This window comes from Methylotuvimicrobium sp. KM2, assembly GCF_038051925.1.
Lineage (GTDB): Bacteria > Pseudomonadota > Gammaproteobacteria > Methylococcales > Methylomonadaceae > Methylotuvimicrobium.
Genome location: NZ_CP150634.1, coordinates 3,236,073 through 3,257,128, shown reverse-complemented (window position 1 = coordinate 3,257,128; position 21,056 = coordinate 3,236,073). Strand labels below are relative to the sequence as shown.

Sequence of the window (21,056 nt, the reverse complement as noted above, 5' to 3'; positions counted from 1 at the left end):
AAGTATTTCAGGAGATTGCTCAAACATTTCCGCTAACCTTTCGGGCGAACGAAAATTCTATGCAAACGCATAACGAGCTATTGAATTAACTTCTTATTCTTCATGATCTTCATGGTGAAATGCTGTTTATAGGATAGCAGCAACGCACCTGCATTCTTGATTGAATGACCGATGCGAATCGTTAAATCATGATTTTAAATAATCGAGCATCGTGTCCGCATCGCTGACCGTGAACGGATCGTCCGGATAATTGTCGGAAAATCCGGGTTCGCTGAACAGTTTGACGATCTTACCGTCCTCGACCAGCATCGAATAACGCCAAGAGCGATAGCCGAAGCCGAGATTTTCCTTTTTGACCAACATGCCCATTAGTCGGGTAAAGTCGCCATTGCCGTCGGGCAGCATTTTGACATGCTCGATGCCTAGATGTTTACTCCACTGAAACATCGTAAAGGCATCGTTGACACTTAAACAATAGACATCATCGACGCCTTGATCGATGATGTCTTGGTATTTTGCTTCGTAACCGGGTAAATGTGTGCTCGAGCATGTCGGCGTAAACGCGCCCGGTAGAGAGAACAGCACGATTTTTTTGCCTTTGAAAATGTCGTCGCTACTCACATCTTGCCATCGGAAAGGATTGTCGCCGCCGATACTTTCATCGCGTACGCGGGTTTTGAAAACTACATTGGGAACGTTTGAAGTCATTTCGATTCTCCGGTTGGTTGATCAATGAGCGATCGGTTTATCGGTGAATAAATAATCGCGTAGTTCGTTGTCGAATTTCGGGTCTTGTCGGCGTATCCATTCCAAAAGCATCGCTGCGTGTTCCTTCTCTTCATCGCGGTTATGCGCGAGTATTGCCTTAAGGTCTTTATCCTTGCAAGCATCGACACGTTGGTTATACCAGTCGACCGCTTCCAGTTCCTCCATTAAAGAGGTAATCGCCCGATGCATATCGCGCGTTGCATCGGAGAGTTCTTCTATTGCTTCGTGATAACCTTCATTTGCCATTTTGGAGCCTCGTCTACTGAAAAAATGATTGTCGATTAGGAAGGGAGTCCCACGATTTATCTTCCTTCTCGGCTCATTGACAGTGTAACGCCGTTTTAATGCAATGAATAATAGATTGTCATCAGCAATTCCCAGTTTGAGCAGTTTCGCCGATTTTAGGGTGTGGGGTATGCCTGTCGAGGAACGCCGTAAACCCATCCATGGGGGCTTGGCGGCAGCTCCCTGCTGCCGACATCCTCGCCAAGCATACCCCACACCCTTTTTGATCTCCAATTGGGAATTGCTGAGATTGTCATTATCAAGGCGATTTATTGCGTCGATACACGATATAATCCGCAGTTAATCTTTATTCCGCGCCTTAAAACCGATTCATGAGTTTCCACGAACTAAACGCCCGATTTCGCCGATTGCACAAGGAGCATGCCGCCTGGCGTTTGTTGCGCTCGGACAATGCGCCGTTGATACTGGCCTTTGTCGCCGATTTGTTCGAAGATGCCGACGAAATTGCGTTCGGCCGTGCCAAGATGGCGCTCGATACCGAGTTGGAGCATTGGCGCGAACAAGGCATCATCGAATTCGAAGTCAATGCCTCGACCTATTTGCGGCAATGGATTCAAGCCGGTTGGCTGCGCGAACTGGACGATCAATTGAGCAAAACCGATGCCTGCGAGGTGGCGCTGCGTTTCTGCCGGCAATTGGATCAGCGCGAGACCAACGCCACCGCGTCGCATTTGCGGATCGTCCAGGATGCGGTACGGGATCTATCGGCCGCGATCAGTCCCGACCCGACCGAGCGCATACAATTGCTGGAATCGCGCAAGGCCGAAATTCAGCGGGAATTGGCTGACCTGGAGGCCGGTATCGTGCATGAGCTATCGGATGCCGAACAGCGCGAACGGATTATCGAGATTTATCAATTGGCGGCGGTATTGACCGGCGATTTTCGCCGTGTCGAAGACGAGATTCGGCAAATCGACCAAACTCTGCGCGTGCAAATGATCGAATCCGGCGGCAGTCGCGGCGACGTGATTCTGAATCTATTGGAGCAGGAGCAATTGTTGGCCGCGAGCGATGCAGGCCGGGCTTTCGATGGTTTCTTTCATTTGTTGTGCGATCAGAATCGCAGTACCGAATTGCGCGAACAATTGAAAGCGATTTTGAGCCGCCCGGCCGCAAATAATCTCAGCGAGCAACAGGCCCGCTTTCTCGGCAAACTCATGCGCGAATTGAGCCGCGAAAGCGGTAGGGTATTCCAGGTGCGCCGCCGTACCGAGGAAAATCTGCGGCAGTTCGTCGAAAGCGGCGCGGCCGGTGAAATGCGTGCCGTGGACCGATTGCTCGGCAAATTGGAACGCTTGGCGGTCGGGTTTAAGGAAGCCGATATTTCCATGCGCCACGAAACAAATCTCAGACTCGACAGCGGCCATGTCAAAATACAATCCCCGGACAGTTGGTCTCTGAAAATGCCCGAGGAACAGCTCGACACGCGCGATGTCCAAGAGCACGTCAATACCGGCACGCCCAGCGATACGATGCTGCGGCAATTACATGCGGTACAGGTGTTGGCTGTCGCGGAAAAATTACGCAATACCTTGCGGGTCAGCCGAATTCCGCTCAGTATCGCCGGTCTGGTCGCACGCCAGCCGATTCAGGCCGGTTTGGAAGAGTTGATCGCATTTCTCAGGGTCGCGCGCGCGGTCGGCGCGACCGAATTGCAGGGCAGGGAAACCGTTGAGATCAAGGACAGAAACGGGCAGCGTCTCAAAGCCGATATTCCGCATTATTTGCTCAGCGCCGAGCAATTTCCCGAACAACTTGAGGAGTTGATTTTGTGAGTCTTTTCGATAAATCGCTTAGGGGTCAGTCTGCCGAGCAACCCGATTTGTTCGATATGCTGCGCGGCCGAATCGAGCCGGCTGAGTTTTCAAGCGCGCAGCAATCGGAGGAGTCCTTCGTTCTCGACGAAACGTCCGAAACCGGCGGCGAGACCGAAAACCATTCCGGTCGATTGCCGCCGGAGGCGCGCCGTGCGCTGGTCGGATTGCTGCGCCACGGCGTGATCATGGCCGACGGCAAACGGCTGCAGTTCGAGTCCTTATGCCGCTACCGCGCGCCAATCGAAGCGCATCTGGCCGATATGTATCTGCGCCTGTTACTGGACGAACAAGCGGGGTTGGCTATCCTGTTGCAGCAAGAAGCGGAAGATCTCGATGAGGACGACGAAGTCAGCAGTTTGATCGTCCGGAGAACCTTGACTCTGTACGACACCTTATTGCTATTGGTATTGCGCAAGCATTACCAAGAGCGGCAAAACGCCGGCGAACAGCGCGTCATTATCGATATCGACCGCATCGATGTTGCCTTGCGGCCGTTTTTGCCGCTGACCAACAGCAGCCGTAGCGACCGGCGGCAGTTGAGCGGCGCCTTGAAAAACATGAAAGACCGGAAAATTTTGGCGGCGGTGCGCGGCGATGAAGAGCGTTTTGATATTACGCCGGTGATCCGTTATGTGGTCAATGCGGCCTTTCTCGAGCAAATGCTGGAGGAATACCTGAAACTGGCGGCCGGGGCCGGGCTGAGTATGGAACAGGAGGCATCCGATGACTGATGTGCCTAGCGCGCAAGTCCGCGATTTGTTTGCCTGCGGTTCGATCCGGCTGCGAGAATTGTCGGTCTACAACTGGGGCTCGTTCCACGGATTGCATACGGCCCGTATCGATCCGGACGGCACCTTGATCACCGGCGATAACGGCGCCGGAAAGTCGACTTTGGTGGACGGCTTGATGGCCTTGTTGCTGCCGGCCGGCAAGGCGACGTTCAATGTCGCGGCGGCTCAGGGCGATCGTAGCGACCGAAGCTTGATGAGCTATATTCGCGGCAGTTTCGGCAGCGCTCACGACGGCGGACGAACCCGAATATTGAGTAAGCGCGAAGGCGCGGTCGTGACCGGACTTCGGGCTTTTTATCAGGCCGACGACGGTTCGCAAATAACGCTCGCGGCCTTGTTTTGGATGTCGCATGCCGGTAATGCCCTGGGCGACCTAAAGCGGGTCTATCTAGTCGCGCGCCGCAATGTGACCTTGAAAGAATTGCTCGATGCCTTCGGCGACGGCGATCCGCGCGCGTTGAAACAGTTTTTACGTCAGGATCCCATGATCACCGCTTGCGACGACCGTTTTTCCGAATATCAGGAACGCTACCGGCGCTTGTTGCATATGGATAACCCGAATGCGCCGGCGCTATTGGCGAGGGCTTTGGGCCTGAAGAAAATCGACGATCTGACTTCATTGATCCGCGATCTGGTGCTCGAACCCAGCAATGTGCGCGACGATGCGCGTAAAGCGGTCGACGAATTCGCCGATCTGGTCGGCATTCACAATCAGTTACTCGACGCCCGTCAGCAGCGCGATGCCTTGGCGGATTTGCCCGGCGTGACCGAAGACTTGCAGCGCGCCGAACAGGATTTGCAAAAGCTGGATGCCGAATTGGACGGCCTATCGGCTTGGTTCGGCGAACAATGCGCCGGGCTATGGCAGTTGCGCATCGAAACCATCGCTTCGGCGCTGCAGCAGGCCAAGGGGCATCTCGAACGGCTGGAAATTCAAGTGAACGAAGCCGCGGAGCGTTCCGAGCAATGCCATGCCGATTATCTGCAGGCCGGCGGCGAGCGTATCGAATTCATCAAGAAAGACTTGCAGGCCGCCGAAGCCAAACTGGCCGAGGTCAATCTCAAGGCTGCGCGTTACCAACGAGTCGCCGGTGAATTGCAATTGGACGGTAGGCTCGAAGAGGCGGTTTTTCAAGACAATCAGCGTCAGGCGCAACAGGCCCGAGAAGCCATCGCCAACGAAAAAACGCAAGTCCAGAACGATTTCGCCGCTCAGGCCGCCAAACTGAGCAATGCCCAGGAACAGCAACGGCACTTGCAGGACGAAATCGGCGAAATCGAGGCGCGCCCCGATTCCAATATCGACGCCAAGTTTCAAATCCTGCGCGATGAAATGGCCGAAGCGCTAGGCTTGGATCGCGGCAAGCTGATGTTCATCGGCGAATTACTGGACGTGCGCGAAGACGAGCGCGCTTGGCAGGGTGCGATAGAGCGTGCGTTAGGCGGGTTCCGCACGACGCTGGTGGTGCCGGAAAGCGATTTTCCGTTGGTCACGCGCTGGTTGAATCAGCGTCACACCGGCTTGCATGTGCGCGTGCAGGTCGTTCGCGAGCTCAATCAGGCGCCGGATTTTAAAGCCGATGGTTATTTGCGCAAACTGGTCTGGCGCGATCATCCCTACCGCGACTGGCTGAAACGGCACCTGGCGCGTTTCGATCTGCATTGCGTCGAAAACACCGAACGGCTCGACCGGACGCCTTTTTCGATGACGCGGCAAGGTTTAATGCATATGGATCGCGGGCGCTTCGAGAAAAAAGATCAGCAGCGCATCGACGACCGCCGCGCCTGGCAATTGGGATTTTCCAACAAAAGCCGACTGGCTCTGTTGCGTCAGGATGTCGAACGCTTGAAACAGGATATCATCGAGTTCGAGGCGTTAGTTGGCAAGGCACGCGAGACAATGGACGCGGTCGACCTGCGCGACCGGCAATGGGAAGAACTCAGCAAATTCCGCTGGGTCGACATCGATGTGCCGTTTTGGCAAAACCGTATCGAGGGTCATAAAAACGATATCGAACAATTGGAACGGGCCGGAGGCGACCTGGCCGCCGCGAAGGCGCGTTGGGAAGCTTCGAAAGCGGCATTGCAGGATTTACAAAAACAAAAGGAAAGTCAAATCGGGCGCGTGAGCGCAATCGGCAAGGACCATGAAAACGCCGAAAAAAACAGACAGCAAGCCTTAAAGCTGGCCGAAACCGGCGTGGCCGACGTTTTGCGCGCGGCATTGCTGAAAAAAATAGGCGCGCTCAAGGATACGCAACTGGAAGAAGCCGCGAAAATCGAGGAACGCTATCGCCGGGATATGGAACAGCAACGCGGCGTCGTTCGCGGCCGCAAAGACCGGGCAAGCCGGTCGGCGATCGGCATCATGACCAATTTTCGCGCGAAATGGGAAGTCATCGCCGCGGATTGGGGCGGGGATCTGTTGAGTCTGCAGGATTATCTGACGCATTTAGTTCAGTTGGAGCAAGAAGGCTTGCCGGCTCTCGTGGAAAAATTTCGCGAACGCCTTAACCGACACGCGACGCAATCGCTGGCGGGGATACGCACACGAATCGAATCGGAGCGGGAAGATATCGACGAGCGCATCCAAACGATAAACCGGGTGCTGGAGCGGACCGAATTCCGGGCCGGAAGTTATTTGCAATTGGGCATGAAAAACGAGCAATACGAGCATGTGCAGCATTTCAATCGCTTGTTGAGCAAAGTCATGGAACAATTGACCAGCGACGATCACGAAGCGCGTTTCGCCGGCTTGCAGCAGGTCATCGCCATTCTGGACAAGGCCAGCAATCCGGCCACGGCCAATACGCAGGAAAGCCTGCGTTTGCTCGATCCGCGTCATCAGTTGTCGTTTTATGCCGAAGAAATCGGCGCGGAAGACGGCGAGATTCGCGATGTATTGATGTCGTCCAGCGGTAAATCCGGCGGCGAGAAAGAATCGTTTGCAGGCACCATCGTCGCGGCGAGCTTGGCCTATGTATTGACGCCGGACGGCAGCGATCGGCCTGTTTACAGCACCGTATTTCTCGATGAGGCCTTTTCGAATACGGCCGAAGCGGTCAGCCGCCGGGTGCTACGCATCTTCAAGGAACTCCACATTCATGTCAATTTGATCACGCCCTACAAGAATCTTAATTTGGCGCGCGAGTCGGCCAGCTCGCTGTTGATTGCCGAACGCGACGGCGCTGTGCATGAAAGCAGCCTGTGCGAAGTGACCTGGCAAGAGATCGACGAGCGTTTGCGGCAACAAGCCGAAGCATTCGACGTGGTATTGGCATCCTAACGTTCATGAAAGCCAGTCCATCGCCCAGCAAATGAAAGTTCTCTGGTGGCGGAGGGTGCGGTCACTCGCCCGACAGGACGCCGTGAATACGTCCATGTAAGCTCGACGGCGGCTATCCCTGCCGCCGACGCCTGCCGGTCGAGCAACCGCACCCTATTCGGAACCGGCATTTTTGTTGCTGAGCTTTTGCATGTCGAAAAATTAGATAAGTAGTCTCAATCTACGAACTTTCACAGTAACTGGAGCTTGGGAAACAGCGCCGTAGGATGGGTAGCAGCGAAGCGGAAACCCATCGCTTTGTTTGAGCGCAGGTTTGATTGCGATTTAGCTTGATGCGTATGGAGGCGAAGGGTGCACGATGCGTAGCCTACTGGCTGGCTGCCGGGGACTAGAGATCATGAATGGCGAGGGTCATCACGTCCTTGTGTTCCGGATCCCGGCAATGCTTGCCGGGATGACGATTTCGGTGTCCTTTGCGTTAGTAGCGCATTAAGCCTATCTTGCATTTGTCAGAAGAACAGTCAACAATAATTGGGCATGTCTGTCGAGATATGAATTCAAAACCCGAGCCTAATCTTCTTCCCGGTAACCGTTTATGAACCAACCCGCCTATCGTTTAGCCGTTTATGAAGACTTGTTCGATTTGCCCGAGCATGTCATCGGCGAAATTCTGCATGGACAATTGATTACCCAGCCTCGTCCGGCACCTAAACACGCCCGATCCGCCTCGATTATCGGCGGTGAAGTGATGGGGCCTTTCGATCAAGGCAAAGGCGGGCCGGGCGGCTGGTGGATTTTGGATGAACCGGAGCTGCATTTGGGGCCCCATATTTTGGTACCCAATCTCGCCGGTTGGCGTAAAGAGCGGATGCCGCGTTTTCCTGATGAGGCTTATTTCAGTCTCGCGCCCGACTGGGTTTGTGAAGTGATTTCACCCGGTACCGCACGCACTGACCGAGTTGTCAAAATGCCGATTTATGCAGCGGAGTCGGTACAATGGTTGTGGCTGGTCGACCCCGATCTTCGGATATTAGAGGTCTATCGTCTTCTCGACGGACATTGGCTGTTGGAGCGCACTTGGCAGAATGACGATATCGTCAATGCGCCACCGTTCGATGCGATCAGTATGAACTTGGGCGATCTTTGGCTGCCGCAAGACTGCCCTTAAGGGCTCTGCCCCTTTAAATGATATCAGTTGACACTCTTGCCAATTCGGATAACAATGCCCGTGGTAACAAAGTTAGTACAGGATGGGTCATGCGCACGCACATCAGAAAAATAGGTAACAGCCTGGGTAACATCATTCCTGCTGGAATTATTCGTCAGTTAAATCTTGAGGAGGGAGCTGAAATTGAGGTCCAAACCGAGGGCAATCGAATTATCATCGAACCCGTAAAGAAGAAGACGAGCGAGCGCCTAAAGTTCAGCGAGCAGGAGCTTTTGAATGGGATGAATCCTTACCTTGCCCATGCCGATGAGTTGGCAAACATCACCTCCGCTGAATTGGGTGAGTGATGGCCGCCTATGTCCCGAAGAGAAACGATATTATCTGGCTGGATTTTGAACCGGTCAAGGGAAAAGAAATTGGTAAATATCGGTCTGCTTTGGTCTTGTCCAGCCTGGAATATAACAAGAGCAGCGGATTAGTGATTTGTTGTCCCATCAGTACGAGTATTCGGGGCGGGATCACGGAAGTCCCTGTCCGCAACCTTGACGAGCCGTCGGTCGTTGCCGCCAGCTTGATTCAGACAATGTCTTGGAAGGATATAAAGGCCAAGTTCATCACAACCGCAGAAGTAGGCGTCATGGAAGAGGCATTGATACGTTTGATTCCGTTGATTGGAGCCGAGACATTTTTTGAAGACTAGGCTGTCGGATCATCAAACATAGGACAGATTCGAGTAACTACTCAGCGTAATTTTTGTTCAAAAAAATAAAAAAATTAGAAAAAATTAGGGTCAGGTCTTTAATTTGACATCCAGGCCTTGTTGTTCTATTTTTAGGCTTAATTTAAATTGACAGGATACGAGAATGGCCAGGCCTTTACGCATTGAATTTGCAGGAGCGCTGTACCATGTGACCGCTCGCGGCAACGCTCAGGAAAACATCTATCGTGACGATGCTGATCGGGAGCAGTTTTTGGCATTGTTACAAAATGCCGTTAATCGTTACGATTGGTATTGCCATTCGTATTGTTTAATGGACAATCATTACCACTTGTTGATTGAAACCGGCGCACCGACATTATCCAAGGGAATGAAATATCTTAACGGCACTTATACGCAAGCTTTTAATCGTCGGCATCACCGCGTCGGTCATGTATATCAAGGCCGATTCAAAGCGATATTGGTACAAAAAGACGCCTACCTGCTAGAACTGGCCCGTTATATCGTGTTGAATCCGGTAAGGGCTCAAATGGTGAGGGCTATCAAACAATGGCGTTGGAGCAGTTATCGAGCAACGGCCGGTTATGATGAAGCTCATGCCTGTTTAACCACGGATTGGATACTTGCGGGATTTGCCGGCACAAAAAATGAAGCGCAGCTGCGATACCGCGAATTTGTAAAAGCCGGCAAGAGGCAGCCGTCACCGTGGCAATGCTTAAAGAACCAGATCTATTTAGGCGATGATGAATTCATCAAGGACATGCAAAGCAAACTCGATCCCGAGCAATCGCTGAAGGATATCCCCAAAAAGCAAAAACAGGCACCGATAAAACCGTTGGCGTATTATGCCGAACGTTATAAAACTCGCAATGAAAGCATGGCGCATGCCTATTTAAGCGGTCATTATACGCTGGCTCAAGTGGGCGAATATTTTGGTGTGAGCTATGCTACAGTAAGCCGCGCAGTGAAACAGGTGGAAAAGTGAGAGTAAAAGTCAAATGTAAGGCCTGACCCCGATTTTCTTTGACCCCGATTTTCTTTGCGATTTTCCTTTGACCCCGATTTTCTGCTGCGCGATAAAGCCGCGCAGCTCCGGTGACCTCCATGTTAGGTTTCTCTATGCCGTCACCGCTATCTAATGTAAATTTTGAAAGGAATTTAAATGTCAAAACATCAACATCAAATATTACAATTGTTATTGATTCTCTCATTACTAGTTACTCAAGGCTGTACAGATTCAGAATCATCAGCTAGAAAGCTTTATAATGAAAGCATGACTTTGCAGCAACAAGGCAATAATGACAAAGCAATTGAAGTTTATAAAGAAATAATCTCTTCATATCCCGACACAGAAACAGCAGTTGAAGTGAATAAAATTCTAATGTCTCTAAAGGTATTAGGGGGCATTAATAAAAACATACGAACAAAAATTGATGAAACTGAATTACAAGCCAAACAAGTTCAAAAAGAAGATTTACAAGCCGCATTAGATTTATTCCGGTTAGACACTGGGCGTTATCCGTCCACTGAGGAAGGTTTAGTCGCTCTAGTAAATAAACCATATGGTTATAATCATTGGAATGGCCCATATATTAGCAAATTGATAGCCGAATCAATTGATGATTTTGTTTATGAAAATAACGGCGGTTCTAGTAATATTGTTTTATCTATCAAGTCGTATTGAGAAATTACTTTAACAGAACCTAACCACTAGCTCCAGGCGATGCCGGAAAGCTTACGTGTTTTTTTCATGCTTCCGGCGCGCGGCGCGCCTGAGAAAATCGTTAGGTCTTGTGGCAAGCGTACCGGGTCCATTAATTCGCATTGGGGACGAAAAAGATTTTGAGCAATGAACAGCAAGTTGATTATCTGGCTAACGTTATCGGCTTGGCACGCGCTGACGGGAAGATCACTCGACAAGAAACGGAAGCTATCGAACTTGTTCAAAAGGCTATTGGCGCACGAAAGACAGAACTGAACAGGGCTTATAAAAACGCCGAAAGCGATGCGTTTATTCCCCGGGTGGTTGGGTCTTGGTCAGACCAAATTAAGAACCTTGAGCACATAATCTATATTGCCCTAATTGATGGAGCCATCGAAGGTGACGAAAAGCAGTATGTGATTAACTTCGCTAAGCAAGTAAAAATAAGTCAAGATCAATTGACCCTAATAATCAAAGATGCGAAACGAACAATTTCTAATGCATCGCAGGACGTTACGTGCACGAAATGTAACGCAAGAATAAGTGTGTCTGCAAAATTCTGCCCTGAATGCGGGCAAAGCGTTGAGACGTCGCTGTCAACGCAACCCGTTGCTGTGTCATACGAAATTCCGGAATCCGGCGTGGCTATAGAGTTCGCAGAATCAACAGGAGCAGGATTTGCATTGGCGGTGCAATCATCTATGAAAGCGCCAATCAGCAAAGAATGCGTTAAGGGAAAAAAGCGTTGGTTTTTAGGCGCATGGCCAAAGAGTGAAATTGCGGATGCTCTAGATTTAGTAGAACACCTAAAAGGATTACGTAACAGAAAAGTCTACCTAGATGGTAAGGAAACTCAGTGGAACGATGTTTTTGGGTTTTCCTGGTGTGCGAGTAACCGCAATTCAGCATATCGTCCGAATGAGTATTGCTTCGGTATTGATGAAAAGCGCTTAAATATCTGGGGCTGCAAACAAGCAAGAATGGAGTGGAGTGATTGGGGTGACTGGTTTGGATACGGATCGTTCAGGAAGTCAGGCGTTTTATCGAAGACTGTCGTATTCGAATTTGACAAGAACCGGATTAGGCATGAAATTGAAACAAACCTGCACAACTGTCGTTTGTGTCCTCATCTTCAGTTTGACTTGATAGAGGCTGTGCTCGATACGTTACCGAACGAAGTTTCCCCAAGCGAAAAAGGGGCATGGCAATACAAGCGAGACTATTCGGAGTCGCCGGGCGCAATATTCGTCAAGGAAACGGTCAAGGACGGTGCTTACACATACACGAATGAGTATTATTCATCAGGAGTTCGACCTGCATCGGTATATGTTGGCTTGGATATACTGAAAAAGGCGCTTTTGCAATGCAATATGCCGACGGATTTTGCAAAGGATGTCCTAGAGTACAAAGAATGAAATCTAACAACGTGAGAAATTAGAGGTTAGAGAAATTAAGGGTCAGGCGTTCGCAGTAACAGTAATTTAACTAGCGGGTTAAAGTCCCGTCCAAGGAGTTGTCCATACGCCTTGGTAGTACGCAGGAGCGGCGTTTGAGCAATCAAGGGTCGTGAGTTCCTAAACGGCAAAGATGCAGGCCGTAACGCAAGTGAACCTAGATGTAGCCTCGTAAACTTAATGCGGTTGCCGACCTCGTGCCTGTATAGGGAAGGCCGTCGTGCGGAAAGATGGGGTCACGAAAGATGGGGTCACGAAAGATGGGGTCACGAAAGATGGGGTCACGAAAGATGGGGTCAGGCCTTGTAATTGACATATGGATTTTTTTGTTCCAGAACGAAAAGGAGTTTGCGGCTTTCGGAATCGTGCTTCAAGCATTTTTAGTCACTTGTTGGATGCAAATTGTTTAAGGCGGGGCGCTTGAGTTGTGATGGTTAATTGTTTAACATCGCCGGCTTGTCTGGAAGTTTTGTTAATACTATGAAAGCACCTATTGTATTGATCGGCATCGGGGAGTTAGGCGGCGAATTCGCGCGCGGTTTTTTACGTTGCGGACATCCGGTTTATCCGATCACCCGACAAATAGCTATCCCTGACGCGGCCCGTCAAATACCGACACCGGAACTCGTTTTGATTACGGTGCAAGAAAGCGAGCTGGACGGGATATTGAAGGACCTTCCCGAGTCCTGGCGCGGTAGAGTCGGACTCGTGCAAAACGAATTGTTGCCTCGCCATTGGCGGCAGCACGGCATCGATAATCCGACCGTTGCCGTGGTCTGGTTTGAAAAGAAACCGGGGGTAGCGTTGACCAATATTCTCTATACACCGGTGTATGGCCCGCATGCCGATCTGCTGATAAACGCTTTGGAGGCAATCGATATTCCTACGCGTTTACTGAAAGATGAATCTCAATTGGTATACCAACTTCTGCGCAAATCGCTTTATATCATGACGGTCAATATCTGCGGCTTGTCTTGCGGCGGTACGGTCGGAGAGCTATGGGCGAGGCATCGCGAACTCGTCCGGGAAGTCGCATTGGAAGCGATCGGTATTATGGAATGGCTAAGCGGCCAAGAACTTCCTGCAGAAAAGTTGATTGCCGGCATGATCGAAGGCATCGAGGATTGCCCCGGCAGAAATTGCCTCGGCCGTAGCGCTCGATTTCGCTTGGAGCGTGCCCTGCATTATGCGAAGGAGGCCGGTTTGGAAACGCCCAGGCTCGATGATATCTACCGACAAGTCAAGCAAGCAAACCGTAATCAATGAGCCGATGGGGACTGTTGCCGGAAGATGTGCTGGCGCAATTACGAACACGCGAGTGGCTGAATATTGAAAATCTGCGCAGCCGTTTAAGCGGCGACCGTCCTTTTCCTATCCGAATAGCGCTCAAAGCGCCGACCGGTGCTCAGGCCTTGGCCGATCTCGAGCATTTCCGGTGCTTTGTCGAAAGCTGGAGGCGCTGGCCTAATCCAAGTCAAGTGAACTGGCAAACTAAAAAATTCCTGCAACTGGGCGAGCAAGCACTGCCCGTTGCCGTGCAAATCGATTCGATGCCGGCGTTGATAGCCGTTCTGGGTTCGAAAGCCGAAGCTAGAAAACAGCGCTGGGAGCAGTTAATGCGTCCGCTGTTGAATATCGATGCTCGCTTGTCTACCGTTTTAATCAAACAACTGTCCGTACTGGAAAGTATGGCGCCGGACGATAGCGCGCTATTGGCGCAATTGCTGCCGCAATTGCATCGGGGCATGGGGCAGGGCGCTTATTTGCGCGCCTTGCCGCTGAAGGGCGTCGACACCAAGTTCGTTGAAAATTATTATGGACTGATCGAAGCCTTGGCGGACCGGCTGTATGAGGGCGCGGTGACCGAACGAGGCGGCTTGTTGCGTTGGTTGAATTGTATCGCCAATCCGAGCGGCTGGCTGCTGGTGCGTCCGTTGTGTCGGCAAAGCCGCGATCGATTAGCCGGTTTGCCGGTTTTGCAAATGGATACGCGGACGCTGCAAAGCTATGTTTTGCCTGCCAATCGTATTCTGGTCGTCGAGAACAAGCAAAGCGGTTATGCGTTGCCGGAACTGGACGACACCATTGCGGTATTCGGCGGCGGCAGGAATACTGCCTGGATGGATACCGAGTGGCTCAAGCAGAAAAGTATCGCTTACTGGGGCGATATCGATAGCTGGGGCCTGACGATTTTGAGCGACGCGCGTCGGCGTCAACCGCATTTGCAGGCGTTGATGATGGATGATATTACCGTGCTCGAGCATCGAAACCGCATGGTCGATGAGGAGAGCCACCAGACTAGGCTGCCGGAATATCTGACCGAACCGGAACAACAATTGTTTGAACGCTTGCAAAGTCGGCATTACGAAAAAACGCGGCTGGAACAAGAGCGCTTGGCGCCGGATTATATTCGGGCGTGTTTGCGGAACTGGCATTGATTATGACCCGCGATGGCACCTTTTTATCCTAGAAGACGCATTTAAAACTCAACGATCAAGAAGAAGCTTTCATCAGCCCGGAAACTGAAAGTGCTTTGGGTTGTGAGGCACGGTTATTCCCTTACGTATCAAGAAAAAAACGGTCAACCGGCATCCGCTCTTTCCCTCGCTCCAGTTTCTTGAACTGCTGTTAAATTAGGTAGCCCGTATGTAGCGTAGCGGAATACGGGAATGGCGAGGCTTCGAATTTCCCGGATTGCGCTGTGCTCCATCCGGGCTACGCTGCTTAACACTCGCGGCTAGGCGATCCGCGTAGGGTGCGCTGTGCGTACCATGGTAGCCCCGCAATGTTCATGTGCCAACCGAGCCGCCAGGGCACGACTTTGGTACGCGCAGCGTACCCTACAATTTATGTATAACGATGAGAGCCGGAGCTTGGGAAAGAGCGTGATGTGGTTTGGCCGTTTTTCGCTAAAGAAACTTGCTAATCAGGAGTAGATTTGTGAAGCCCGAGTTGGATTATTTATTGCTTGAGTTTTAAGGGTTAATTTTTTTGGTGTTGGGCTTTATGAAAAACTATTCCTTTGCGATGCTGAAAGGCGATATATTCGGCGGGTTGACTGCGGGTGTCGTTGCATTGCCGTTGGCGCTGGCATTTGGTGTCGCATCCGGTGCTGGTGCATTGGCCGGTCTTTATGGTGCGATTGCGTTAGGTTTGGTTGCCGCCGTTTTTGGCGGTACGCAATTACAGGTGAGTGGACCTACTGGGCCGATGACGGTCGTTTTTGCTTCGGCTTTGACGACTTTCGGAGGGAATTTCCAGTTGGCGTTGGCCGTTGTTTTGATTGGCGGCTTGTTACAAATTTTGTTCGGTTTGATTCGGTTGGGCGGCTTGGTGCGGTTTATTCCTTATCCGGTGATTTCCGGCTTCATGAGCGGCGTAGGCATGATCATTATCATTCTGCAGATGGCGCCGCTTTTAGGCGGTACAACGTATTCCTCGACACTATCGGCCTTGTTTAATTTACCGTCAGTCTTCGAATCGGTCCAGTTCGATTCGATGTTTTTGGGTTCGTTGACCTTGGCCATTGTTTTTTTGACGCCGATTAAAATCAGCCGCTTCATTCCTTCGCCGTTGTTGGCGCTTTTTATTGGAACCCAGCTGGCCGTCTTTGCAGGCCTTGAAACCGCCGTGATCGGCGATATCCCGGCCGGGTTACCTAAGTTGCATTTCCCGTCTTTTAGTCTGGAACATTGGTCCTCGGTATTTATGTTAGGGTTGACCTTGGCTTTGTTGGGGAGTATCGATAGCTTGTTGACTTCATTAGTCACCGATTCGATTACGCACACGCATCATAAGCCCAATCGAGAGTTGATTGCGCAAGGGTTGGGTAACATTTTGTGTGCTTTTATCGGCGGCTTGCCGGGTGCGGGAGCGACGATGCGCACAGTGGTCAATGTCAAGGCCGGTGGGCAAACGCGGCTAAGCTCTGTGATGCATGCTTTATTCCTATTATTGTTATTGCTCGAACTGTCGCCGCTGGCCAGTCAAATTCCGTTACCGGTGCTTGCCGGTATCTTGATTAAGGTCGGTTTTAATATCATCGATTATAGAATGTTCAAATTGGCGTCGAGCTCGACTCGTTCGGAATTGCTGATCATGTTTTGTGTGTTGCTACTGACCGTGTTAGTCGATTTGGTCATTGGCGTGACGGTCGGCGTGATTTTGGCCATGGGGATGTTGACTTGGCGTTTAGCGCAGCAGGCCGACATTAGTTTCGAGACCAATCATGACTATCATTTGACAGAAAAACCAGGGGAGGGTGTTAGAATTATGTCGATCAAGGGACCGTTGTTTTTCGGTTCGACCAGTCAGATGTTGGACCGAATCGAGGCGGTCGACAGCATCATGGATACCGAGGAGGTGATACTCGACTGCCGGCGCGTAGATTTGATGGATCTGAGTGCTATCGTGATGTTGGATGAAGTGGTGCGCTATCTGCAGGGGCGTTCGATGCAGGTTAGAGTTCTGGTTAAGTCAGCTCTGCGCGATCAATTACTCAATGCAAAGAGTTCGAGTTTTAATGAGCGAATTCTTTTTACGAGTCTACATGAAGCGCTGGCGCCGGTTGCGCAACTACAAAGCCTTCATGAGCTCGATTCTATGAGAATTATGCAAAAAGATTATTGAGGGTCGAACTAGGCTTTTGGCCCTAACTTCGGTTTCAAATTGATTGTCGGTATGTTGCTATTGGATTTCTTTGCCGCGGTTGTGAAAAGCAAGAAAACTCCCTAAGATAGGAAAGTTGTTTACGACCAAATCCTAAGCACAGACATCCCTGCTGCTAAATCGCTACCAACCGCTTTCGGCGAGTCTAAACAGCGTAGCCCGGATGGAGCGTAGCGCAACCCGGGAAGCTCGGAGCCACGCCATTCCCGTATTCCGCTTCGCTGCATACGGGCTACGTGCTTTAATAGCAACTTTGGAAAGAGTAGACGTGGTGTGGCCGTTTTTAGCTTGATGCGTATGGGCAAAAGGCGCTGAGAGTATAAAGATTACAAATACTTTTAGGCTTTCACAAGTCATTGGGTTTATCGGGTTTAACAAACTAGAAAATTAGAAACGCTGCGCCTCTGCGGGAAACATACCCGTCGTAGATCAAAATTCGGTGCCTGGGTGTCCGCTAAAGGACGCCGTGAACCCAGCACCTAAATCCAGCACCTAAATTCCATAGCCGATTGGCTATGTTTAATATCATGACTAATTTAGGTGCTGGATGAATTCCATAGGTCTTTGGCAATGATTCAAAATCATGGCTTATTTAGGTGCTGGGTGAATACGTCCATGTAGGCTCTATGTCAGCTCCATGCCGGCAAAGCCTTAATCGGATCCTCTGGCACTGCCGAAATTTGAAGTGCGAAAGGTATATTTCAGTTCTTTATAGAAGAAATACGTCTTTCGATTTAACAAACTCCATCATCCGGACGTTTCGGATTTGATTAAAAATTTACATGAGCAATCTCCGCGAGCCATGCAGGCGGTTTGTTCAATCGGTCGATCGAGCAATGTTGAAATCAAGGCATGATCGAAATCGCAAAGATCCGAAAATTGTTGAGCCAAGTCGTGGTAGACGCAATTGGATGCTTTAATGACAGGCTGACCGGTGTTGGTGTCGAGCGATGCATGATAACCCAAGCTTTGCATGGTATTAATTAGCGCCACGATTTTCTCTTCGAGCTTTTTGTCGCTGAATTGAGCGGCCAGAGTATTGGCAAGCTTTACACCGAGTCGCCACATAAACTGTCTAAAGGCTTCTTCAGACATTTCGGACTTGAGTTCCGATAACACTAGATTACCAAACCAAGAATATTGTTTCGGAAAATAATTGATGCCGCGCTCGGTCAGGACATAATTTCGGGAGGGCCGCCCGCCGGTACTTTTGAATATGTCTTTTTTGATCAACTGTTCTTGTTCAAGGCTGGATAGATGTTGTTGAACCGCATTTCTGGAAATATCCAGCTGCTCGGCAATCTCATCGATACCCAGGCCTAATCGTGATTCGAGCAGTAATTTCAATATTTGCTCGCGTCGCGTACCGATTCCTTTTGTCAAATCAACCTCCTCCCCTTGAATAATCGTTATCGCGCCTAGACTTTTTAGGCTTTTAAAATAGCAAGCATAGCATAGAAAGGCAAATATGTAACTTTTGTAATATAGATATTGCAAAAGCATGGTATCGAGACTAAACTTGTTGTTGAGCTTTTGGTGCTCAGCGATAGAAATATAAACATAAACAAAGGAAGATAACGATGAGTGAAGCAACACCTAATCAATCATTATTTGAACAAATTGGCGGAGAAGCAGCTGTTAATGCGGCGGTCGATATTTTTTACCGTAAAGTCTTAGCGGATCACCGAATCAATCGTTTTTTCGATAATGTCGACATGGAGCAGCAGGCGGCGAAACAAAAAGCGTTTTTAACGATGGCATTCGGCGGACCAAATAATTACACCGGTGCCGATATGCGCAACGCACATGCTAGACTGGTCAAAATGGGGCTGGACGATTCGCATTTTGATGCCGTTATGGAGCATTTAGGTGGAACATTGAAAGAATTGAACGTGCCTGATAACCTAATCGAGCAAGTCGCTTCGATTGCAGAAAGTACCCGCAACGATGTTTTAGGCAGATAATTAGGGAAGCTTTGACGATGGCCCTGAAAAAAATCATATTGGACGAGCATGAGACTATTTGCCATGAGGGTGAAACAGTTCTTGAAGCTTTATTGCGCGACAATGTCGATATTCCCTTTAGTTGCAAACAAGGCGCCTGCCAAAGCTGTATGGTGCGCAGTTTGGACGTTCCACCCCCCGCTCATGCGCAAAAGGGCTTGAAGGATGTATTGTGTAAACAAAACCATTTTTTGGCTTGCTTATGCTATCCCGAACAGGACATGTCGATTACTCTGGGCCATCTACCCGAATACTTCACCGAAGGTACGGTTATCGAAAAGGAATTGCTCAATCCTGAGACTGTTTTATTGACGATACAGTGCAAGGACGCACTGGATTATTATGCGGGGCAATTTGTCAATTTAAAACGTACGGACGGTTTGATTCGGAGTTATTCGATCTCCAATAGCCGAAGACATGCGGAAAAACTGTCTTTTCATATTCGTCGATTGGCGGGCGGAAAGTTCAGCGAATGGGTGCATCAGGAATTGAATATCGGGGATACCATTGCCGTATCCGACCCTCAGGGACTTTGTTACTATTTGCCCGATAAAATGGAACAAAGTCTTTTGTTGATCGGCACCGGTAGCGGTTTGGCTCCATTGGCGGGGATAATCCATGAAGCCTTGGAGGAGGGGCATAGCGGCCCTATCCATTTGTATCATGGCAGTCGAGAAGTGGATGGACTCTATTGGATCGACGAGATGCGTGAACTCGCTGAACAATACGAGAACTTTCACTATACGCCTTGCGTATCGAGAGGCGAAGCGCCGGAAGGCGTCGCGCAAGGCCGCGCTAACGATGTTGCAATGGCAAACATTCCCGACTTGAAAGGCTGGCGCGTCTATTTGTGCGGCCATCCGGACATGGTAAATCATGCGAAAAGAATGGCCTACTTAAACGGCGCTTCGCTACAAGATATTTATTCCGACGCATTTCATGTCGCATCGCCTACACTGGATTGATATATACGGATTTTCGTACGGTACGCATCGCGTACCTATTTCGAGGTTTGTTTTTTTCTATTACGTTTGTCAATGGTTCGATGCCTCTCGTTGAGCCTTAGACCCCGTTCCTAAGGAATATGCACAAAATAACTGCTACAAGTAGTAGGCTTTGCGGAGGTTCGGTGGCTCGCTTGACAGGACCCAGCCCCTAAATTAGTAAGACTATTAACCATGACCGATGGGCTATGGAATTTAGGGGCTGGGTGAATACATCCATGTAGGCTTGACGGCGGAATCTGATTGCCATGGATGGCATGAATGCAGATTTTGCATTACGCCACGGATGGCGTGTATTAGGGCAATGCAGGAGCAATTGCCGAGGAGCAAAAATCTGCCCTGCCGCCGACACCTGTCAATCGAGCCACCGAACCCCTTCTAACAGTTGTCGAAGTTATTTCATTCCAGCCGGATTTCGCTGTGCAAATTCTTGAGTAGCCCATGATCGAACCCGTTGCCTTAAAAGATTTTTTCATCACGTTTTTTTCATCCGCTTTGATCATTTTGGCCGGTGCAAGCTATGCGCTGCTCTATGCTTGGTCTAAAGTGAATCCGAATTCCCGAATCAAAATTGCCGCTTACTTTTCTTACGCCGTGTTGGTCATATCGGTCGGCGTATTGTCGAGTGCCGCCAATTTTTCGGGTTACTGGCTGATTGTCACTATTTTGATGATCATCGGCTATTTTTTTGCACCGATAGGCATCTGGCATCTATGTGTTAAAACGCATCATAATGAAGAGGCCGCAATAACAATAAATAAGAGGAGGAGCAATGAATGAAACACCGCTGTGGGCATCGGAGTCATTCTGGAAAAAAACCGCGATCTGGGTAACGGCCGGGTCGTTTTTAATTTTAGTCGTCTTAACATTCGATTCACTCAAAAAAACTACGGCAGGAACGCAGAGGGTCCCGGCCTATGAGGTGATCAATAAACAAATCGATTATCAATTCGATAAGGAATTGAATAAATTTATGCCGGTTATAGGCGGAGAAGAGCTGTTATTCGGTAAGGAATTCACCGAGGAAGAAGCCAGGGAGTTAGTCGATTTGGGTAAAAAGACCACACAGGCTAAAAATTGCATGAACTGCCATACCTTGCTCGGTAACGGCGCCTATTACGCGCCGGACTTGACCAAAGCCTGGTTGGATCAAGGCTGGATCAGTCCCGAGATGCGCGAGGACATGATGATTCAATTTTTAATGAACCCGGAAAAGAACGCTCGTACTTATGGTACAGGCCGCAAGATGCCGAACTTGGGCATTACCGAAGCCGAAGCTAGAGGCGTCGTGGCCTTTTTGAAATGGATGTCGAGTATCGACACGAATGGTTTCCCTTATAACTTCAAAACATTGTATGCGGAGGATTGATC

19 protein-coding genes are annotated in these 21,056 nt (G+C 50.0%); 16 read left to right on the top strand and 3 right to left on the bottom strand.

Translation table 11 applies throughout. The features are described 5' to 3' along the window. Nucleotides 1-186: 186 nt before the first annotated feature. Complete coding sequence (locus WJM45_RS13605) at nucleotides 187-708, bottom strand: peroxiredoxin (protein ID WP_341325637.1); 522 nt, start codon at nucleotides 706-708, stop codon at nucleotides 187-189. 21 nt (nucleotides 709-729) lie between these two features. Beyond that, nucleotides 730-1,014, bottom strand: coding sequence for a ferritin-like domain-containing protein (locus tag WJM45_RS13600; RefSeq protein ID WP_014147637.1), 285 nt, complete (start codon nucleotides 1,012-1,014; stop codon nucleotides 730-732). 371 nt (nucleotides 1,015-1,385) lie between these two features. Between WJM45_RS13600 and WJM45_RS13595 the strand changes: the two genes are divergently transcribed. The 12 genes from WJM45_RS13595 to WJM45_RS13540 all read left to right on the top strand — a co-directional run bounded on the left by WJM45_RS13595 (nucleotide 1,386) and on the right by WJM45_RS13540 (nucleotide 16,639). Beyond that, nucleotides 1,386-2,849 carry a DUF3375 domain-containing protein gene (locus WJM45_RS13595; RefSeq protein ID WP_341325636.1) on the top strand — a complete coding sequence of 488 codons (1,464 nt, stop codon included), beginning with the start codon at nucleotides 1,386-1,388 and terminating at the stop codon, nucleotides 2,847-2,849. After that, entirely contained in the window at nucleotides 2,846-3,622 is a 777-nt protein-coding gene (locus WJM45_RS13590; protein ID WP_341325635.1) for a DUF4194 domain-containing protein, read from the top strand. The genes WJM45_RS13595 and WJM45_RS13590 overlap by 4 nt, the downstream gene beginning before the upstream one ends. Next, on the top strand, nucleotides 3,615-6,968 hold the full coding sequence (locus WJM45_RS13585) for an ATP-binding protein (RefSeq protein WP_341325634.1): 3,354 nt from the start codon (nucleotides 3,615-3,617) through the stop codon (nucleotides 6,966-6,968). Before WJM45_RS13590 ends, WJM45_RS13585 begins: the two co-directional genes overlap by 8 nt. Nucleotides 6,969-7,563: 595 nt before the next feature. Further along, a complete protein-coding gene (locus tag WJM45_RS13580; RefSeq protein WP_341325633.1) occupies nucleotides 7,564-8,136 on the top strand; it encodes a Uma2 family endonuclease in 573 nt (190 codons plus the stop codon). 89 nt (nucleotides 8,137-8,225) lie between these two features. Next, nucleotides 8,226-8,483: an AbrB/MazE/SpoVT family DNA-binding domain-containing protein gene (locus WJM45_RS13575; protein WP_341325632.1), complete on the top strand. Its 258-nt coding sequence runs from the start codon at nucleotides 8,226-8,228 to the stop codon at nucleotides 8,481-8,483. Next, nucleotides 8,483-8,836, top strand: a complete 354-nt coding sequence (locus WJM45_RS13570; protein WP_341325631.1) for a type II toxin-antitoxin system PemK/MazF family toxin — start codon at nucleotides 8,483-8,485, stop codon at nucleotides 8,834-8,836. The genes WJM45_RS13575 and WJM45_RS13570 overlap by 1 nt, the downstream gene beginning before the upstream one ends. Nucleotides 8,837-8,999: 163 nt before the next feature. Further along, a complete protein-coding gene (locus WJM45_RS13565; protein WP_341325630.1) occupies nucleotides 9,000-9,839 on the top strand; it encodes a transposase in 840 nt (279 codons plus the stop codon). A gap of 177 nt (nucleotides 9,840-10,016) precedes the next feature. Continuing rightward, the gene (locus WJM45_RS13560) at nucleotides 10,017-10,538 is read left to right on the top strand and encodes a type II secretion system protein GspG (RefSeq protein WP_341325629.1); all 522 of its coding nucleotides are present in this window, start codon (nucleotides 10,017-10,019) and stop codon (nucleotides 10,536-10,538) included. 158 nt (nucleotides 10,539-10,696) lie between these two features. Continuing rightward, a complete protein-coding gene (locus tag WJM45_RS13555) occupies nucleotides 10,697-11,971 on the top strand; it encodes a zinc-ribbon domain-containing protein (protein ID WP_341325628.1) in 1,275 nt (424 codons plus the stop codon). Nucleotides 11,972-12,490: 519 nt separating this feature from the next. Next, nucleotides 12,491-13,276 carry a hypothetical protein gene (locus WJM45_RS13550; protein ID WP_341325627.1) on the top strand — a complete coding sequence of 262 codons (786 nt, stop codon included), beginning with the start codon at nucleotides 12,491-12,493 and terminating at the stop codon, nucleotides 13,274-13,276. After that, nucleotides 13,273-14,448, top strand: coding sequence for a DUF3322 domain-containing protein (locus tag WJM45_RS13545; RefSeq protein ID WP_341325626.1), 1,176 nt, complete (start codon nucleotides 13,273-13,275; stop codon nucleotides 14,446-14,448). The genes WJM45_RS13550 and WJM45_RS13545 overlap by 4 nt, the downstream gene beginning before the upstream one ends. Before the next feature lie 568 nt (nucleotides 14,449-15,016). Then, entirely contained in the window at nucleotides 15,017-16,639 is a 1,623-nt protein-coding gene (locus WJM45_RS13540) for a SulP family inorganic anion transporter (protein WP_341325625.1), read from the top strand. 786 nt (nucleotides 16,640-17,425) lie between these two features. Here WJM45_RS13540 and WJM45_RS13535 read toward each other — a convergent pair. Beyond that, nucleotides 17,426-18,061: an HTH domain-containing protein gene (locus WJM45_RS13535; RefSeq protein ID WP_341325624.1), complete on the bottom strand. Its 636-nt coding sequence runs from the start codon at nucleotides 18,059-18,061 to the stop codon at nucleotides 17,426-17,428. 197 nt (nucleotides 18,062-18,258) lie between these two features. Here WJM45_RS13535 and WJM45_RS13530 point away from each other — a divergent pair, with 197 nt between their 5' ends. The 4 genes from WJM45_RS13530 to WJM45_RS13515 all read left to right on the top strand — a co-directional run bounded on the left by WJM45_RS13530 (nucleotide 18,259) and on the right by WJM45_RS13515 (nucleotide 21,054). Beyond that, nucleotides 18,259-18,642, top strand: a complete 384-nt coding sequence (locus WJM45_RS13530) for a group 1 truncated hemoglobin (RefSeq protein WP_341325623.1) — start codon at nucleotides 18,259-18,261, stop codon at nucleotides 18,640-18,642. A 17-nt stretch (nucleotides 18,643-18,659) separates the two neighbouring features. Next, nucleotides 18,660-19,646, top strand: a complete 987-nt coding sequence (locus tag WJM45_RS13525) for an FAD-binding oxidoreductase (RefSeq protein ID WP_341325622.1) — start codon at nucleotides 18,660-18,662, stop codon at nucleotides 19,644-19,646. Between the two features lie 480 nt (nucleotides 19,647-20,126). Next, the gene (locus WJM45_RS13520; protein ID WP_341325621.1) at nucleotides 20,127-20,465 is read left to right on the top strand and encodes a hypothetical protein; all 339 of its coding nucleotides are present in this window, start codon (nucleotides 20,127-20,129) and stop codon (nucleotides 20,463-20,465) included. After that, complete coding sequence (locus tag WJM45_RS13515; protein WP_341325620.1) at nucleotides 20,458-21,054, top strand: cytochrome c; 597 nt, start codon at nucleotides 20,458-20,460, stop codon at nucleotides 21,052-21,054. Before WJM45_RS13520 ends, WJM45_RS13515 begins: the two co-directional genes overlap by 8 nt. The last annotated feature ends 2 nt before the right edge of the window (nucleotides 21,055-21,056 follow it).

What these genes read in the sequence shown, in the direction of transcription:
- WJM45_RS13605 (WP_341325637.1), bottom strand. Translation starts at nt 708, where the DNA reads ATGACTTCAAACGTTCCCAATGTAGTTTTCAAAACCCGCGTACGCGAT.
- WJM45_RS13600 (WP_014147637.1), bottom strand. Translation starts at nt 1,014, where the DNA reads ATGGCAAATGAAGGTTATCACGAAGCAATAGAAGAACTCTCCGATGCA.
- WJM45_RS13595 (WP_341325636.1), top strand. Translation starts at nt 1,386, where the DNA reads ATGAGTTTCCACGAACTAAACGCCCGATTTCGCCGATTGCACAAGGAG.
- WJM45_RS13585 (WP_341325634.1), top strand. Translation starts at nt 3,615, where the DNA reads ATGACTGATGTGCCTAGCGCGCAAGTCCGCGATTTGTTTGCCTGCGGT.
- WJM45_RS13580 (WP_341325633.1), top strand. Translation starts at nt 7,564, where the DNA reads ATGAACCAACCCGCCTATCGTTTAGCCGTTTATGAAGACTTGTTCGAT.
- WJM45_RS13575 (WP_341325632.1), top strand. Translation starts at nt 8,226, where the DNA reads ATGCGCACGCACATCAGAAAAATAGGTAACAGCCTGGGTAACATCATT.
- WJM45_RS13570 (WP_341325631.1), top strand. Translation starts at nt 8,483, where the DNA reads ATGGCCGCCTATGTCCCGAAGAGAAACGATATTATCTGGCTGGATTTT.
- WJM45_RS13565 (WP_341325630.1), top strand. Translation starts at nt 9,000, where the DNA reads ATGGCCAGGCCTTTACGCATTGAATTTGCAGGAGCGCTGTACCATGTG.
- WJM45_RS13560 (WP_341325629.1), top strand. Translation starts at nt 10,017, where the DNA reads ATGTCAAAACATCAACATCAAATATTACAATTGTTATTGATTCTCTCA.
- WJM45_RS13550 (WP_341325627.1), top strand. Translation starts at nt 12,491, where the DNA reads ATGAAAGCACCTATTGTATTGATCGGCATCGGGGAGTTAGGCGGCGAA.
- WJM45_RS13545 (WP_341325626.1), top strand. Translation starts at nt 13,273, where the DNA reads ATGAGCCGATGGGGACTGTTGCCGGAAGATGTGCTGGCGCAATTACGA.
- WJM45_RS13540 (WP_341325625.1), top strand. Translation starts at nt 15,017, where the DNA reads ATGAAAAACTATTCCTTTGCGATGCTGAAAGGCGATATATTCGGCGGG.
- WJM45_RS13530 (WP_341325623.1), top strand. Translation starts at nt 18,259, where the DNA reads ATGAGTGAAGCAACACCTAATCAATCATTATTTGAACAAATTGGCGGA.
- WJM45_RS13525 (WP_341325622.1), top strand. Translation starts at nt 18,660, where the DNA reads ATGGCCCTGAAAAAAATCATATTGGACGAGCATGAGACTATTTGCCAT.
- WJM45_RS13520 (WP_341325621.1), top strand. Translation starts at nt 20,127, where the DNA reads ATGATCGAACCCGTTGCCTTAAAAGATTTTTTCATCACGTTTTTTTCA.
- WJM45_RS13515 (WP_341325620.1), top strand. Translation starts at nt 20,458, where the DNA reads ATGAATGAAACACCGCTGTGGGCATCGGAGTCATTCTGGAAAAAAACC.